Below are 16,564 nucleotides of genomic sequence, written 5' to 3'. Positions count from 1 at the left end.
ATGACTTTTGGGTATCAACCCCACTGCGGGGCCGTTGAGATGATAGTAGGCAAACGGCGCCCGGCTTTCCGTGAGTGATTGGTTTCGGCTTGTAACCTAATGTACAGGGCGGCGGCGGCAAGGGGGATTGCTGCTATAATGACCGCCAGGCGCGATAAAAGGGATTTAAAATGAACGAGATAACGATTCGCTGTGGCGTGACTGAACAGGGCGAGGTGCCGCTGGCCTATGAGGACTGGGGCGATGAGGCGCACCCGCCGCTGCTGCTCATCATGGGCATCGGCGCACAGCTTCTGCTGTGGCCTGACGATTTCTGCCGTGCCCTGGTGGCCAAGGGGTTTCGGGTGATCCGTTATGACAACCGCGACGTTGGCCTTTCCGGCAAAACGCAGGCGCAACGCACGCAACCGTTGTGGCTGCTGATGCTGCGCGCCCAGCTCGGTTGGCAAACGCCGGTGCCTTATACCCTGGCGGACATGGCGGCGGACGCGACGCATCTGCTCGATCACCTGCGTATCCCACAGGCCCACGTCTTGGGCGCCTCGATGGGCGGCATGATCGCGCAGGTGCTGGCCGCCGACTATCCGCAGCGTGTCGCCTCGTTGTGCATCTTGTTCTCCAGCACCAATCAGCCACTGTTGCCGCCGCCGGCACCTTCGCTGCTGTGGCTGTTGGTGCGCCGACCTGCCGCCGATCTGACGCTGCAGCAGCGCCGCGAGGGGATGAAAGCCTTCCTGCGCGCGCTCGGCACCCGGTTTTACCCGCCGGAGGAGGCGGAGCTGGATGCGTTGGTGCATCGGCTGTTGAAGCGGGGCGTAGATCCTGAAGGCATGCAGCGGCAACTTTCCGCGTTGCTCGGCAGCGGCGATCTGCGTCGCTACAGCCGGCGCATTGCCGCGCCGACGCTGGTCATTCACGGCGATCGCGATCGGCTGGTGCGCAAGGCGGGCGGGGTGGCGATCGCCCGCGCGGTCGCCAACGCCAAATTACATATTATGCCAGGTATGGGGCATGATCTGCCGGCCCCGTTGAGGCCGCAGCTGGCGGCGATGATCGCCCGTCATGCGCTGGGATGAGAGGCCGGAATGTCAGCGTTTTTTGCTATTTTAGTTACAACATACTAATGGTGGGTGGCCACTCGCCACTCTGTAGCCAAAGCGATGTCAGCACAGAACGTGCGTTATGAAGCATTATCCGGTCTTGCAGGTGGGAAGAGGGCGCGGCAGGGCCGCGCCAGGGGAGATTACAGGTAGCGGTTTTCCAAATGCTGACGGAAGTAGCGTGGGTTGAGCGCTTCGCCGGTTGCGTTGGCGATCAGCGTCTCGGTCGGGAAACGGCTGCCGTGGCGCCAGATGTTGTGCTGCAGCCAGTGGAACAGCGGCTGCAGGTTGCCGGCGGCGATGTCCTCGCCGAGAGAAGGCAGGGCCTGACGCACGCTGTGGAACAGCTGCGCGGCGTACATCGCGCCGAGCGTGTACGTCGGGAAGTAGCCGAAAGCGCCGTCGGTCCAGTGAATATCCTGCATGCAGCCGTTGCGGTAGTTGCCGATGGTGTCGAGGCCGAGGTAAGCATGCATCTTCTCATTCCACAGCGCCGGAATGTCTTCCACTTCGATATCGCCTTCGATCAGCGCTTTTTCAATTTCGTAGCGCAGGATGACGTGGGCAGGATAGCTCACCTCGTCGGCGTCGACGCGGATCAGGCCCGGTTTAACGCGCTGGTTGAGGCGAATGAAGTTGGCTTCTTCCAGCGCCGGCTGTTCGCCAAACTGCGCGGTAACCAGCGGACGCAAGATTTTCAGGAATTCATTGCCGCGCGCCAGCTGCATTTCGAACAGCAGGCTCTGCGATTCGTGGATAGCGGTGGAACGGGCCAGGGCGACCGGCTGGCCGAGCAGATCGCGCGGCAGATTCTGCTCGTAGCGGGCGTGGCCGGTTTCATGCACGATGCCGAGCAGCGCGGTCAGAAACTCTTTCTCGTTGTAACGGGTGGTGATGCGCACATCTTCCGGCACGCCGCCGCAGAACGGGTGGGCGCTGACGTCGACGCGGCCGTTGTCGAAGTTGAAACCGAGCAGTTTCATCACGCTGAGGCTCAGCTGGCGCTGGGTATCCACATTGAACGGCCCCTGCGGCATCTGGCAAGGCTCATTGGCCTGCTTGGCCACCACGCGCTGCAGCAGATCCGGCAGCCAGGTTTTCAGATCGCCGAAGATGCGGTCGAGATCGCTGCTGCGCATGCCCGGTTCATACAGGTTGAGCAGGGCGTCGTAACGGCTGGTGCCGGCCGCCTGTGCGCGGATCTGCGCCTCTTCCCGACTGAGCTTGACCACCTCGCGCAGGTTCTCGACGAAGCCGTCCCAATCGTTGGCCGGGCGCTGGGCGCGCCAGGCGTGTTCGCAGCGCGCGCCGGCGAGCGACTTGGCTTCGACCAGCGACGCCGGCAGCAGCACGGCGTCTCCATATTGGCGGCGCATTTCGCGCAGGTTGGCGCGATCGATTTCGTCCAGCGTCTCTTGCTGTGCGCGATCCAACAGCTCGCCGGTGCTTTGTGCCGTTAAAATCTGGTGCTGCAGCACGCTCAGCTCGGCCAGCGCTTCGGAGCGCGCCTTGCTGCCGCCCGGTGGCATCATGGTTTGCATGTCCCAACCGGCGATGGCGGACAGGTGGCCGAAACGCGACAGCCGGCTGAACAGGGCGCGCAGGTGATCGTAAGCAGACGTGTTGGAATGTGCAGATGTCATTATTATTCGGCTCCAATGAGAAGGTCCGGCGGTATTACGCCAGATCGGCTTTTAAACTGAATGTCGGCTTCACCGGCCAGCAGAAACGGAAGCTGGCGCCGCCGAGCGAACTGCCTTCGACGAACACCTGTCCCTGGTAGGCGACGGCGATGGAATGGACAATGGCCAGCCCCAATCCGCAGCCGCCGGTAGCGCGATCGCGGCTGGGGTCGAGACGGACGAAAGGTTCAAACACCCGTTCGCGCTCTTCCGGCGGAATGCCCGGCCCGTCATCCTCGACCTGCAAGCAGGCGAGGTCGCCGTCAAACCACAGGCCCACGCGCAGACGCTGTTCGGAATAGCGCAGCGCGTTGTTGACCAGGTTATCGAGCACGCGCTCCATCAGGCGCAGATCGACGCCGCCGAAGTCGCCGACGTGCGGGATATCGAGCTGGATGTCGCGTTCCTGATGAATAAGACGGATATCATCGACCTTGTCCTCGAGCCACTTTGGCAGATCGATGGGTTCAATGTTTAACGCAACCTGCGGACGGTCCAGACGGGCATAGGTCAGCAGCTCGTCGATCAGCGACTCCAGCTGGCCAATATCGCGGTTCAACGCCTGCAGCTCGCTGTCGGACAGGTTATCGCTCATCTCGAGCCGATAACGCAGGCGCACCAGCGGCGTGCGCAGCTCGTGCGCGATGCCGTCGATCAGCTGTTTCTTGCTGGCGATCAGGGTGTTGACGTTGTCGGCCATTTGGTTGAACGCCACGCCGAGCCGGCTCAGGCTGGAGGTGGGATCGAAGTGGGTACGCTCATCCAGATGCCCGGCGCCGAGGCGCTGGGCGGCGTTTTCCAGCTTGAGCAGGTCTTGCCAGTGCGGCCGCATCCACAGGAACACCGGCAGCGCCAGCGACATGCCGATAAACACCAGCAACACCAGATCCAGCAGGCGCATCTGATGCAGATAGAACAGATAAGGAATGGGGCCGACCACCAACACGTAGTGGCTGCGCGGAATGCGCTGCATAAAGGTGTACTGATCGTCGAGGGCGATGATTTCCCCCAGCCGCAGCCGTTTTTTCAGATCCTCGCTCAGCTCCTGTTTGCCGAGCGGCTCGATATGCAGCTTGAACGACAGGTTGAGATCCAGCGTGGCGATGGTCTTGTTCCAGTCCTTCAGCGGGATTTCGCGCAGCTCGCTGCGCATCAGGTACAGCGAACTTTTCATCAGGTCGTCCATCGACTGGCGGCCGGCGCGCTCGGCGGTCACTTTGTACACCAGGCCGACCAGCATCGCCATCACCAGAAAACAGACGAACAGCAACAGGAAGAACTGGACGAAAAGTTTTCTCATTGTTGCACCGATGCCCAGGCGTTAGGGGCGAACAGATAACCTTTATTGCGCACGGTCTTAATGCGGAACGGCTCCAGCGCGTTGTCGTACAGCTTGCGGCGCAGGCGGGAGATCGCCACGTCGATGCTGCGGTCCATACCGTCATAGCTCACGCCGCGCAGGTTTTGCAGCAGCGCCTCGCGATCCATGATCTGCCCGGCGTGGGTCGCCAGTTCCCACAGCAAATCGAAATCCGAGGTGGACAGAGTGACGGTTTCTTCGCCCAGCGTGACCTGCCGGTTGACCGGATCGATGCACAACAGCCCGAAATGCAGCGCGTTGTGCTGGGTGAGCGGCTGAGCCGTCTCTTCTTTCGGCTGCTGGCTGTGTTGGCGCAGGTGCAAACGCAGGCGCGCCAGCAACACCGCCGGCGGCGTGGTTTTCAGGATATAGTCGTTGGCGCCCATTTCCAGCGACAGGATATGGTTCATGTCGCTGTCGAGCGAGGTGAGCAGCACGATCGGGCCGGGGAAGGTGGGGCGCAGATCGCGGCACAGCGTCATGCCGTCTTTGCCGGGCAGCATGATGTCCAGCAGCACCAAATCGGGTTGCTCGCGCTCGATGCGCGCCTGCGCGCTGTCGCCGCGAGGCTCGATCAGCACCTCGATGTCGTGTTTGCCCAGATAGGCGGCGATCAGTTTGCCGACTTCAGGATCGTCTTCCACAAAAACAATTTTATGCATATGCCCGTGTTTTAATAAGAAAAGCGGATTTCAGCATAGCGCGGCCTGCGAGGATGCGCCATGCGGATCTTTGCGTCAGCGCAGCGGCCGCCCGCCATCGACGCCGTGGGTGCGGCCGGTCACGTAGCGGCTCTCCAGCAGGTAGTTCACCAGGTTGACCACTTCGCTCTCGCCCGGCGCTACCTTCATCAGCGACTTCGCCAACGCCTGCTGGCGATAGGCTTCATCGTCGCCCGCATTGAAGATGATCAGCGCCGGCGCGATGGCGTTGACCTTGACCTCCGGCGCCAGCTTGCGGGCAAACGATCGGGTCATATTGTCCAGCGCGGCCTTGCTGGCGGCGTAGGCGATGTGTTTGTCGCTGCCTTTTTCCACCACGTAGTCGGTCAGATGGATAATGTCCGCGCCGGCCTGGCCCTGGCCGGTCAGGCAGGATTCGAGCAGCTGATTGAGCAAATAGGGCGTATAGACGTGAATCTGCAGCATCGCTGCCATTACCTGCTCCGGCGGCACCTCCGGCGACTCGGCCTGCCAGGCGCTGGCGTTGTGGATCACCGCGCGCAGTTTGGGCGCCACCTGCCGCACCCGATCGGCGAAAAGGTAGATGCCTTCGTGCGTGGAAAAGTCGCCCTGAATGCAGCAGGCGCCCAAGGCTTTCAACTCGGCCATCGCCGGATATTCGCTGCGATAGGCGATGATGACGGGAACGCCGCGCTCGAGAAACGCTTTGGCGAGCGCCAGCCCGATGCGCCGCGCGCCGCCGGTAATCAGCACCGGGGCAGAGTTGGGGTGTTCCATTGATTAAAGCTCCTGGACAGACTGGCAAACAATAGGGGAATTATGCCATTATACGGCGGAAAGTCGTTAAAGCTTCGCATGATTATCCATTTCTGGATGTAAGATCCCCAATGCATTTCAGGTTGTCGCCCGGCGGCGGCTTGAAAGACCACGGGTTAACACTGGCCATGAGAGGAATGAGGGGATGAACAGCAATCACCTTGCATCCATCGCGCGCAGTGAGAAAATCTGTTTCGACTACATGGATTTTCTGTCCGCATCGTGCAGGAAGCACTGGCGCTTTGTTGATGCTATTTATGGTGTGATGCCGATCTTCGGCATGGTGTTGAAATCGCGCGTGACCACGTCACAAACGCGCAAAGAGCAGTTGAAAGAGCTGGCGCTGCAGGTGGTGTCAACGCAGGTCAGCGATGAAACCAATATCGTGCGCCTGATTGACCTGGCGCAGCAACAGGGCCTGACGGTGTTTGATATTCAGCTGCCCTATGCGCTGGAGACTCAACAGCTGGCGGCCATTCAGAAAGAGTGCGCGGAAGGCATCGCGATTGCCCTGGTGGGTGAGCGTATGACCGTCACCATTCCCCCTAAAAGCTGATCGGGTACATCGACCGGCCGCCCGTTCATGGTTAGGCAATTGACTGTCCCGATGGCCTAACCATGAACGTGAAATTCCGCGCTGCGTAGCGGCCTGCCTTTAAAGCCGGGTCCCGGCATTGGGGCCGGAGCGCAGGGTATAAATACTGTCTATATGAATGAGCACCGCGTATTTCGGCGGCTTCATTCCATTTTTTTCTGCAAATGCCAACGCGTCGTCAAACGGCTTGCCCGCCAGGAACAGTTCCGGGGTGCCGACGAAGCGGTAACCGTCCAGCGCCTCGCGGTCGATGACCACGACGGCCATTTTCGATCCCTCCCTGATATTTTGCAGCGTCTGGCCACCGGTATTTTCGTTGTAAATCAGCGTACGGTCATCATAGAGGCGCAGAGAGCGCTTGGGGCCGATATCGGGCACGCCACTCGGGCTGCTGGTTGCCTGTACAGGCAGCTGTTTGGCCAGCATTTTCTTCATGTCGTCATTCAATTCATTCATTGGCAGATTACCCCTCAGGTCGTGGTGTCGTTGTTAATGCACAGTGGCGGAATGGTTTGCCGCGGGTGCGCAGACGCTGGTTTCCGGCAGCCGGTGTTCGCGCAGCACCTGCAGCGTCTCTATTCGGAAACGCAGCAGGTGCCGTTCGGCGACCTGCTGCATCTGTTCGCACAGCGAGGTATCGTCCATCACCTGCTCGATGGCGAGCCGGGCCTGATGCACGTGCGGCTCAACGCCGCGCAGGGGCTTTTGCCGCAGGCGCAGATGGGTCATGTTGTTGAACGTGACGATCAGCGCGGCAAGGGCTGACTCGAAAAGATTCAGCGCTTCAAATCTGGCGGTATAGTCCGTATTTAGCCAGGGTTTCTCGGCGAGGATCGCCTGAGCGACTTCCAGCGCCTGTTGATAGTGCGTCATTGCCAGGCGATCGCGTTGCTGATTGAACGCCGTGTTGCCTTCGGCGATCAGCGCTTCCCAGGCGGCAAACAGGGGGAGTGCGTGCAGCAGTTTTTCAGCCATGAAATGCCTTCCATTTTCAGCCTGTCTTAACAAGACCTCCTGATGTTTCTCATCGGGGGCCTCACCTGTGTCCTGCCGGTGATGCTATAAATGATAATGATAATTAATTGTATTTAAGATCGCAAGCGTGGCAATCGGCGGATCAATAGCGTGGAGAAAGGTAAAAAAGAGGAAAGCGGGGAAACGAAATGCGGCTGCAGGGCAGCCGCATTGGCAGGCGATGTTAGTGCAACATAAACCAGCCGGCAGGCAGCGTGGCCACCAGCAGCAAGAAGATGCTGCTCTTTTCCAGGCGATTCAGCAGATTGATATCCCGGTGGCCGCGGCGGGCATACATGAACACCAACAGCCCTGGCGCATACAGCAGCACCGACATCAGCAGGTGCATCAGCCCGGACGCGTACAGCAGCCACAGGCCATAGACACAGGCGCCGGTCGCGGCGAAGATCAGGCGCTTGTCGCGGCGGCGGTAAGCCACCTTGAACAGAAACGCGCCGACCAGGAAGTAAGGCACCAGGATCATTTCTGAAGCGATGGTCAACAGCGAGTTGTAGTTGCTGCCGGTCAGCCAGATCAGCACCAGCGCCAGCTGCACTGCGATGTTGGTCAGCCACAGCGAAGAGGACGGGGCGTGATGGCGGTTCTGCTTGCCGAACACGCGCGGAAACGCGCCGTGCTGCGCGGCCAGCAGCGGTACTTCGGCCGCCATGATGGTCCAGCTCAGGTAGGCGCCGCACACGGAAATGATCAGGCCGGCGGCGATAAGCACGTCTCCCCACGGGCCAATCAGTTCCACCATCAGCACCGCCATCGACGGGTTGCGCATTTCGGCCAGTTCGCTGCGCGGCACCACGCCCAGCGACAGCAACGTGACCATCAGATACACCGCCAGCGCCGACAGCACCGCCAGCATGGTGGCGCGGCCCACGTCTTTCTTATTACGGGCGCGGGCGGAAACCACTACGGCGCCTTCCACGCCGATAAACACCCACAGGGTGATCAGCATGGTGTCCTTGACCTGTTCCCACACCGGTTTGCCTAAGGCGGTGCCTTTGAAATCAAGTGTGAACACGTCCATTTTAAAGGCGATCGCCGCCAGAACGGCGAACATCCCCAGCGGCAGCAGCTTGGCCAGGGTGGCCGCCAGATTGATGCTGGCCGCGGTTTGCACGCCGCGCAACACCAGCGCATGCACGATCCACAGCAGGGCGGATTCGGCGATCAGCGCCTGCCAGGTATTGCCGTCACCGAGAATGACGCTGCCGCCGCGATCGGTGAAGATACTCAGCGCCGCGAACACGATCACCAGATATGAGACGTTGGCGATCACGGCGCACAGCCAGTAACCCCAGGCGGAGCAGAAGCCCACCAGCTCGCCGAACCCTTCCTTGGCGTAGGTGAAGATGCCGCCGTCCAGATCCGGACGCAAACGCGTAAGCAGCAGCATGGCGAAGGCCAAAAACAGAATGCCGACGCCGGTGATCCCCCAGCCCAGCAGCAGCGCGGCGGGGCTGGCGACCTGCGCCATGTTTTGCGGCAGACTGAACACGCCGGCGCCCAGCATCGAGCTGAGCACCAAAGCGGTTAGCGCGGTAAGACCGAGTTTTTTTTCCAATGACGGATCCTGAACGCAGAATAAACAACTGGAAGGGAACTGCTTGGTGGCAACAATGTATTAACAACCACTGCGCGAATAGACAATAGCCCTAAAAATTGGCGCAAATTTTACGGAGGGATGATTAGAGATGCAATGATTGAATATGCGGAATTTACAAAAAACTATTCAACGCGCGATGAAAAAAGCGGCAATAAAAACGGGCAGCTCAAGGGCTGCCCGATGGTAAACCGAAAAGCGGGTTTTATTTGAACAGATCGGCGCTGACGGTCAGGTTGCCGCCGCTCTTGTTCTGCCACTGGCGGGTGACGTGGTAGTACTTGGCGCCTTTCTCGGCCGCGCGTTTCGCCACTTCGGTGGAGACATCGGTCATGCTGTTGAAGTGGCCGGTGAAGGTGACGGAATCGAACGGCACCATCTGCGCGGCGGTCACGCTGTTCACTTCCTGGATCTTGGTGCCGTTAGGCAGCGTGACGGTATAGCGTTGGCCGGTAGAGGACTGGGTTTCGAAGAAACGGCCCACGTCGCGGCTTGGCGAACCGGAAGACGCGACGCCAGGAATTTCGACTTTCGCGGCAGCGGCGCCACCGGCGGCCAGCGCGGCGCGGCCGGCGTCAGAATCGGCCGGAATGGCATCCGGGCTCTGCACGCGGCGTTTTGGCGCATCGGCCTTATAGATGTAGGCGGTGACGAACTGGTTACCGCCGGAGTTGGCGTCAACCTGGCGCACGATGAAGAAGGATGCAGCACCTTTTTTCTTCGCTTCTTTGGAGATGGCGTCGTTGATGTCCGGCTGGCTGCGGTAGAAACCGCTGACGCTCACGGTATCGTAAGGCTCCAGCAGATAGGCTTCATCTTTAGGCAGTTCGTTCACGCCGTTAAATACGCGGTATTTTGGTGTTTTGCTCACTTCTGGCGCATCTTTATGATAAAGGTCTGCGGTGACGCGCCAGTTGCCGCCGTTGTTGCTGTTGTTGCTGTCCTGGATATAGAAGGAATCGGCACCCAGTTTGTCTGCACGGCGGGAGACGGCGTCGACAGCTTCATTGATGGCATTGAAGCGGCCGGTAATCGTGATGCGATCAAACGGCTTCAGCGCCGCTGCTTTCTCAGGAGTTAACTCCTGCGCCGCATGAGCAGACAGCGCGGTGAGTGATAACAAGGCTGACGCGATGATCGTGGTCTTCAGCTTCATAAAAAATCCTTTCGCCTAGCGCATTAACGTTTATAACGTACTGAACTGTTTAAGTGTAATTCAGCCGTCGATTATTACATGTAATTCTGAAAACTGTCTCAGCATTTTATGTTATCCCGTGCGACAAATCGCCGACGGTGACGCGGGCCGCACGGATGGCGCCATCGTCATAAGTTTCCATAATAAGGCTCTGGTGTCATTAATGTTAATTATTCACAAAATGATAACTTTTATGCTTTTTCACCGCGCGTGGCCATAAATCGTTACGCCGGGCGTAAACCTCTTGTCACGCAGAATGCGCTGTTCTGTATGGATTTTTTCACGGTAAATTGCGATTTGTCATATCACGCGCGGCGTTTTTATGTAAAAACAGAGCTGAATGCGTAAGCAATTATGGATCATCGACCTTATTTTCAGTAGGTTATAGTTGGCGTCTGAAATCAGTGCGGGCAAGTTAACGCCTCGCTCGCCGCTGGCGTCATGCTATGGGCAGGAAAATAATAAACATCATCCAAGACAGGTGAGAAGGGAACATTATGCGTATTGGTGTACCAAGAGAGCGGTTGGCCAATGAAGCCCGGGTCGCAGCCACGCCGAAAACGGTGGAACAACTGCTGAAGCTGGGTTTTACCGTCGCGATTGAACGCGGGGCGGGCAAACTGGCCAGTTTTGAGGACGTCGCCTACGAAGCCGCCGGTGCGGCGCTGGTCGACGAAAGCGAAGTGTGGCAGTCGGATCTGATCCTGAAAGTCAACGCGCCGCAAGACGACGAGATCGCCTTGATGCGCGAAGGCAGCACGCTGGTCAGCTTTATCTGGCCGGCGCAAAATCCCGAATTGATGGCCAAGCTGGCGGCGCGCAACGTCACCGCGCTGGCGATGGACTCGGTACCGCGCATCTCGCGCGCCCAGTCGATGGATGCGCTGAGCTCGATGGCCAACATCGCCGGCTACCGCGCGATCGTCGAAGCGGCGCATGAGTTCGGCCGCTTCTTCACCGGCCAGATTACCGCCGCCGGCAAAGTGCCGCCGGCCAAGGTGATGATCATCGGTGCCGGCGTGGCCGGCCTGGCGGCGATCGGCGCCGCGGGCAGCCTCGGCGCCATCGTGCGCGCCTTCGACACCCGCCCGGAAGTGAAAGAGCAGGTGCAGAGCATGGGCGCGGAATTCCTCGAGCTGGATTTTGAAGAGGAAGCAGGCAGCGGCGACGGTTACGCCAAAGTGATGTCTGAAGCCTTTATCAAGGCCGAGATGGCGCTGTTCGCCGCGCAGGCGGCGGAGGTCGATATCATCGTCACCACCGCGCTGATCCCGGGTAAATCGGCGCCGAAGCTGATCACCAAAGAGATGGTGGCGTCGATGAAACCGGGCAGCGTGATCGTCGATCTGGCGGCGCAAACCGGCGGCAACTGCGAACTGACGGTGGCCGACACCATTACCGTGACCGACAACGGCGTGAAAATCATCGGCTACACCGACCTGCCGAGCCGCTTGCCGACGCAATCTTCGCAGCTTTACGGCACTAACCTGGTCAACCTGCTGAAGCTGCTGTCGAAAGAGAAAAACGGCGAGATCGACATCGATTTCGACGATACGGTGATCCGCGGCGTTACCGTGGTGCGCAGCGGTGAAATCACCTGGCCGGCGCCGCCGATCCAGGTTTCCGCTCAGCCGAAAGCGGCGCCCGCCGCTGCACCGGTGGCCAAACCCGAAGCCAAACCGACCTCGCCGTGGCTGAAGTACGGCCTGATGGCCCTGGCGATCCTGCTGTTCGGCTGGCTGGCGGACGCGGCGCCGAAAGAGTTTCTGTCGCACTTTACCGTGTTCGCGCTGGCCTGCGTGGTCGGTTACTACGTGGTCTGGAACGTCAGCCATGCGCTGCATACCCCGTTGATGTCGGTCACCAACGCGATCTCAGGAATTATCGTGGTCGGTGCGCTGTTGCAGATCGGCCATGGTGGCTGGGTGAGTTTCCTCTCCTTTATCGCCGTGCTGATCGCCAGCATCAATATTTTCGGTGGGTTCACCGTCACTCAGCGCATGCTGAAGATGTTTCGCAAGAACTAAGGGGTAACAAATGTCTGGAGGATTGGTTACAGCTGCATACATTGTTGCCGCTATTTTGTTTATTTTCAGCCTGGCGGGCCTGTCGCGCCATGAAACGTCGAAGCAGGGCAACCTGTTCGGCGTCGCCGGCATGGCGATCGCGCTGATCGCCACCATTCTGGGGCCGGATTCCGGCAACGTTGGCTGGATCATCATCGCCATGATCATCGGCGGCTCGATCGGCGTCTATCTGGCCAAGAAGGTCGAGATGACCGAAATGCCGGAGCTGGTGGCGGTGCTGCATAGCTTCGTTGGCCTGGCAGCGGTGCTGGTCGGTTTCAACAGCTACCTGGAACACGGCGCGCCGATGGAGCCGGTGATGGCGAACATCCATCTGACCGAAGTGTTCCTCGGCATCTTTATCGGCGCGGTAACCTTCACCGGTTCGATTGTCGCCTTCGGCAAGCTGCGCGGCATCATCTCTTCCAAACCGCTGATGCTGCCGAACCGCCACAAGCTGAATCTGGCGGCGCTGGTGATCTCGTTCCTGCTGCTGTTGGCGTTCGTGCGTACCGACAGCGTGGGCTGGCAGGTGGTGACGCTGCTGCTGATGACGGCGATCGCACTGGCTTTCGGCTGGCATCTGGTGGCCTCGATCGGCGGCGCCGACATGCCGGTGGTGGTGTCGATGCTCAACTCCTACTCGGGGTGGGCGGCGGCCGCGGCGGGCTTCATGCTGAGCAACGATCTGCTGATCGTCACCGGCGCGCTGGTGGGCTCTTCGGGTGCGATCCTGTCTTACATTATGTGTAAGGCAATGAACCGCTCGTTTATCAGCGTGATCGCCGGCGGTTTCGGCAGTGACGGTTCGTCTACCGGCGATGCCGAAGAGATGGGCGAATACCGTGAAACCACGGCGGAAGAGGTGGCCGAGCAGCTGAAGAATTCCACCTCGGTGATCATCACGCCGGGTTACGGCATGGCGGTGGCGCAGGCGCAATATCCGGTGGCGGAAATCACCGAGAAACTGCGGGCGCGCGGCGTGAAGGTGCGCTTCGGCATTCACCCGGTCGCGGGGCGTCTGCCGGGCCACATGAACGTGCTGCTGGCGGAGGCGAAGGTGCCGTACGACGTGGTGCTGGAGATGGATGAAATCAACGAAGATTTCCCGGATACCGACACCGTGCTGGTGATTGGCGCCAACGACACGGTAAACCCGGCGGCGCTGGAAGATCCGCGCAGCCCGATCGCCGGCATGCCGGTATTGGAAGTGTGGAAAGCGCAGAACGTGATCGCGTTTAAACGCTCGATGAACACCGGCTACGCCGGCGTGCAGAACCCGCTGTTCTTCAAAGAGAACACCCAGATGCTGTTCGGCGACGCCAAAGACAGCGTGGAAGCGATTCTGCGGGCATTGCAAAAGTAGTTGGGCAACCAAAAAAATGGGCCGCTTATTAGCGGCCCGTTTTTTTATGCGTGAAGGTTAATCTTCGTCGTCGTGCTCATCGTCTTCATCCGCCTCGATCGGGCAGTTGAAGTTCTCCGGCTTAATCACCAGCAGATCGCATTTCAGATGGTCGATCACATGTTCCGCGGTGTTGCCGATAAAGGCCGCTGAAATGCCGGTGCGGCCCAGGGTGCCCAGAACCACCACGCCGGCCTGCAGGTGTTCGGCCAGATCGGGGATCACCTCTTCCGGCAGGCCTTTTTCCACGTGGGTGAACTCTTCCTTAATGCAGAATTTCTGCCGCAGTGCCTTCATGGCGATCAGATGCTGGCCGCGGATGGCGTCGTTGTAGACGCTCGGATCGAAATCGGGCAGCTCGATGGCGATGTTGATCGGGGTAACGGGATAGGCGCCGACCAGGTGAACCTCGGTCTGGTTGACGTTCTGCGCCAGTTCGACGGTTTCTTGCACCAGTTTGATATTGAGCGGGTCGTGATAGGGTTCTTCGCTGGACAGGTTGACCGCCACCAGCGCTTTGCCGCCTTCCGGCCAGGGTTGGTCTTTTACCATCCACACCGGGCAAGGGCATTTGCGCAGCAGGTGCCAGTCGGTGGGGGTGAAGATCACCGACTCCAAGCGGTCGTGCTGGTGCGCCATTTTCAGCAGAAGATCATGCTGGCCGGAAAGCACTTCCTGAATGATGGCTTCGAAGGGGCGGTTATGCCAGACCACTTTGATTTCGATCGGCACGCCGTCGTTGAGATAGAAACGGCACTGCTCGTTGATCCAGGCGGCGCGTTGGCTGATCACACCTTGCCGCATCGACGTTCTTTCGTCCGGAGAGAGCAGGGTCGTCATTTCGTAAGAGAAGTCATAAATGGGCAGGAAGGCTTTGATGCGCCCGCCGTTCCGTTTTACCAGGTACACGGCGCGGCGCAATGCCGGCTGATCGTCCTGATTGGGGTCAATAGCCACCAGAAGATTCTGATACTTCGCCATAGGGCCTCCTTACAGCTGAAATCAACAGTCTGTTAATTTACAGAGTAACCCAACATTGAAAAACAGAACAACAACAGAAGCGTGCCGGATCAACAATTTCGGTGAAATGTTGATCCGGCAGGGGAATCAGGCGTTGACGGTCACGTTGATGCGTGGCGTACCGGCCAGCACCGACAGGGCGTCGGCGTTTTCGATGGTGATGTATTTGCCTTTCACGCTGAGGATTTCGCTTTTCTGGAAGCGGCCCAGCAGGCGGCTGATGGTTTCCACCGTCAGACCGAGGTAGTTGCCGATGTCGCCGCGGGTCATGGTCAACCGGAACTCGCGCGGCGAGAAGCCACGCTCCGCGAAGCGGCGCGACAGGTTGTAAACGAACGCCGCCAGGCGCTCTTCGGCGTTTTTCTTCGACAGCAGCAGGATCATGTCCTGGTCGCCTTTGATCTCGCCGCTCATCAATCGCATGATCTGCTGACGCAGGTTAGGCATTTTGCCGGACAGATCGTCGAGGGTTTCGAATGGGATCTCGCACACCATCGAGGTTTCCAGCGCCTGAGCGAAACTTGGGTGCTTCAGACCGCCGATGGCGTCGAAGCCCACCAGATCACCCGCCAGATGGAAACCGGTGATTTGCTCGTCGCCTTGCTCGGTGATGGTGTAGCTTTTGATGGTCCCGGAACGGATCGCGTACAGCGACTTCAGCTCGTCGCCGGCCTTGAACAGGGTCTGGCCTTTCTGGATGGGCTTTTTCCTCTCGATAATGTTGTCGAGCTGGTCCAGCTCGTGGGCATTAAGGGTGAAAGGAATGCACAGCTGGCTGATGCTGCAGTCCTGGCAATGGATCGCACAACCACCAGACTGGATACGACGAATCACGCGTTTTTCCGGGATCATAGATTACGCTCATTCAATAATTGATATGAGTCAATTTTAACATCTTTTGCTGCAGCTGATAAGGGTGGCATTAGCATGAATAGGGGTATTGTGTGCGAATTTTGCGCACACATGCCGCCGATTATTCTGTATCGCGCTGAAGTCGCTAGATTTATTTGGCACTTATGCGCAACGTGCGGTCGCCATTCCGGCGGCATAGGGCAGGGCAATCGGCGCGGCGGCAGGGGCGTTGATTGGCGCCGCATCCGGTCATGCCGGCCCCGGCGCGCTGATCGGCGCGGGCGGCGGATTGCTGGTCGGCAGCGCGATGGCCAATAACTCGGCCTGGCGCAGCAGCGATGACCTGCAAGACCGCTACGATACCGTGTATACGCAGTGCATGTACGCCAAAGGTAACCAGGTGCCGGTGGCCTACGGTTATGGTGAGGCCACCTCATCGCCGGTGCCGCCGGACTACTATCCCGCCGCCCCGGCGGAGGGCGTCCCGCCGGACTATGTGCCGCGTTAGTGCGAGAGCAGATCCTGCGGCAGGTAACCTTCGTGCTGCAGCAGCCACTGCTTGCGCTGCACGCCGCCGGCATAGCCGGTCAGCGCGCCCTGCGAACCGATCACCCGGTGGCAGGGCACCACGATGCTGATCGGATTCGAACCGTTGGCCATGCCAACCGCGCGTGAGGCGGTTGGGCGGCCGATGCGTTGCGCCAGCTGGCCGTAGGTCAGGATTTCGCCGCAGGGGATTTGGCGCAGCTGTTGCCACACGGTGCGTTGGAACTCGGTGCCGGCGGTCATCACCGGCAGCCGATCGATAATGTCCAGTTCACCGGCGAAATAGCGTTGCATCGCGTCGGTCAGCCCGCTGGGATCGCGCTGCTCACGCAGGGTGAAGCGATCGGCGCGGTAGTGGGTATTCAGCAGCTTCATCAGGCGCGCTTCGTGATCGGTCCAGTCAATCGCCCGCAGGCGCCCCTGTTCATCGGCAATCAGCACCAGTTCTCCCACCGGCGTGGCGGTACGATCAATCAAAAAAGTCTGCATATGGATCACTCCTCGGTTTGGTATGGCGATTATCGCATGAAAGCGGGGGAAGCGATGGCGAATTTCGGACATGCTGATGGGCAACCGTAGGGTTGCCCAAATAGCCGGCTCAGGGTAAGTCGGGGA

16 protein-coding genes are annotated in these 16,564 nt (G+C 59.5%); 5 read left to right on the top strand and 11 right to left on the bottom strand.

What is annotated here, in order from left to right; translation table 11 throughout:
* Positions 1–170: 170 nt before the first annotated feature.
* Entirely contained in the window at positions 171–1,076 is a 906-nt protein-coding gene (locus tag HMPREF3138_RS22355; protein WP_038880317.1) for an alpha/beta fold hydrolase, read from the top strand.
* Between the two features lie 167 nt (positions 1,077–1,243).
* Here the strand turns inward: HMPREF3138_RS22355 and HMPREF3138_RS22350 are convergent, their stop codons facing one another.
* The 4 genes from HMPREF3138_RS22350 to folM all read right to left on the bottom strand — a co-directional run bounded on the left by HMPREF3138_RS22350 (position 1,244) and on the right by folM (position 5,602).
* Positions 1,244–2,743, bottom strand: coding sequence for a carboxypeptidase M32 (locus HMPREF3138_RS22350; protein ID WP_038880314.1), 1,500 nt, complete (start codon positions 2,741–2,743; stop codon positions 1,244–1,246).
* 34 nt (positions 2,744–2,777) lie between these two features.
* A complete protein-coding gene (gene rstB / locus HMPREF3138_RS22345) occupies positions 2,778–4,082 on the bottom strand; it encodes a two-component system sensor histidine kinase RstB (RefSeq protein ID WP_038880311.1) in 1,305 nt (434 codons plus the stop codon).
* Positions 4,079–4,804, bottom strand: a complete 726-nt coding sequence (gene rstA / locus HMPREF3138_RS22340; protein ID WP_038880301.1) for a two-component system response regulator RstA — start codon at positions 4,802–4,804, stop codon at positions 4,079–4,081. Before rstA ends, rstB begins: the two co-directional genes overlap by 4 nt.
* Positions 4,805–4,879: 75 nt before the next feature.
* Complete coding sequence (folM, locus tag HMPREF3138_RS22335; RefSeq protein ID WP_038880299.1) at positions 4,880–5,602, bottom strand: dihydromonapterin reductase; 723 nt, start codon at positions 5,600–5,602, stop codon at positions 4,880–4,882.
* Between the two features lie 184 nt (positions 5,603–5,786).
* On the opposite strand from folM, the gene HMPREF3138_RS22330 reads away from it, so the two are divergent.
* Positions 5,787–6,197 carry a hypothetical protein gene (locus HMPREF3138_RS22330; RefSeq protein ID WP_038880297.1) on the top strand — a complete coding sequence of 137 codons (411 nt, stop codon included), beginning with the start codon at positions 5,787–5,789 and terminating at the stop codon, positions 6,195–6,197.
* A gap of 99 nt (positions 6,198–6,296) precedes the next feature.
* On the opposite strand, the gene HMPREF3138_RS22325 is transcribed toward HMPREF3138_RS22330, so the two are convergent.
* The 4 genes from HMPREF3138_RS22325 to ydgH form a co-directional block, all read right to left on the bottom strand.
* Positions 6,297–6,692, bottom strand: coding sequence for a pyridoxamine 5'-phosphate oxidase family protein (locus HMPREF3138_RS22325; RefSeq protein WP_038880295.1), 396 nt, complete (start codon positions 6,690–6,692; stop codon positions 6,297–6,299).
* A 33-nt stretch (positions 6,693–6,725) separates the two neighbouring features.
* Positions 6,726–7,211 carry a hypothetical protein gene (locus tag HMPREF3138_RS22320; RefSeq protein WP_038880292.1) on the bottom strand — a complete coding sequence of 162 codons (486 nt, stop codon included), beginning with the start codon at positions 7,209–7,211 and terminating at the stop codon, positions 6,726–6,728.
* Positions 7,212–7,434: 223 nt separating this feature from the next.
* A complete protein-coding gene (locus tag HMPREF3138_RS22315) occupies positions 7,435–8,826 on the bottom strand; it encodes an amino acid permease (protein ID WP_038880289.1) in 1,392 nt (463 codons plus the stop codon).
* A gap of 244 nt (positions 8,827–9,070) precedes the next feature.
* The gene (ydgH, locus tag HMPREF3138_RS22310) at positions 9,071–10,021 is read right to left on the bottom strand and encodes a DUF1471 family protein YdgH (protein WP_038880287.1); all 951 of its coding nucleotides are present in this window, start codon (positions 10,019–10,021) and stop codon (positions 9,071–9,073) included.
* 536 nt (positions 10,022–10,557) lie between these two features.
* On the opposite strand from ydgH, the gene pntA reads away from it, so the two are divergent.
* A complete protein-coding gene (pntA, locus tag HMPREF3138_RS22305) occupies positions 10,558–12,087 on the top strand; it encodes a Re/Si-specific NAD(P)(+) transhydrogenase subunit alpha (protein WP_038880284.1) in 1,530 nt (509 codons plus the stop codon).
* Between the two features lie 10 nt (positions 12,088–12,097).
* Positions 12,098–13,492, top strand: a complete 1,395-nt coding sequence (pntB, locus tag HMPREF3138_RS22300) for a Re/Si-specific NAD(P)(+) transhydrogenase subunit beta (protein WP_038880279.1) — start codon at positions 12,098–12,100, stop codon at positions 13,490–13,492.
* 57 nt (positions 13,493–13,549) lie between these two features.
* On the opposite strand, the gene uspE is transcribed toward pntB, so the two are convergent.
* Positions 13,550–14,512, bottom strand: coding sequence for a universal stress protein UspE (gene uspE, locus HMPREF3138_RS22295; RefSeq protein ID WP_038880276.1), 963 nt, complete (start codon positions 14,510–14,512; stop codon positions 13,550–13,552).
* Between the two features lie 126 nt (positions 14,513–14,638).
* Positions 14,639–15,403 (bottom strand): FNR family transcription factor, encoded by a 765-nt coding sequence (locus HMPREF3138_RS22290; protein ID WP_004938278.1) that lies wholly within the window; start codon positions 15,401–15,403, stop codon positions 14,639–14,641.
* Between the two features lie 208 nt (positions 15,404–15,611).
* Between HMPREF3138_RS22290 and HMPREF3138_RS22285 the strand changes: the two genes are divergently transcribed.
* The gene (locus HMPREF3138_RS22285; RefSeq protein ID WP_223294920.1) at positions 15,612–15,911 is read left to right on the top strand and encodes a glycine zipper family protein; all 300 of its coding nucleotides are present in this window, start codon (positions 15,612–15,614) and stop codon (positions 15,909–15,911) included.
* On the opposite strand, the gene ogt is transcribed toward HMPREF3138_RS22285, so the two are convergent.
* Positions 15,908–16,438 (bottom strand): methylated-DNA--[protein]-cysteine S-methyltransferase, encoded by a 531-nt coding sequence (gene ogt / locus HMPREF3138_RS22280; protein WP_038880274.1) that lies wholly within the window; start codon positions 16,436–16,438, stop codon positions 15,908–15,910. The genes HMPREF3138_RS22285 and ogt overlap by 4 nt on opposite strands.
* Positions 16,439–16,564 lie beyond the last annotated feature (126 nt).

It is taken from the genome of Serratia sp. HMSC15F11, from assembly GCF_001808215.1.
GTDB classification, from domain to species: Bacteria; Pseudomonadota; Gammaproteobacteria; order Enterobacterales; family Enterobacteriaceae; genus Serratia; species Serratia nevei.
Note: the sequence above shows the minus strand (reverse complement) of the source record. Positions and strands in the feature narration are given on the sequence as shown.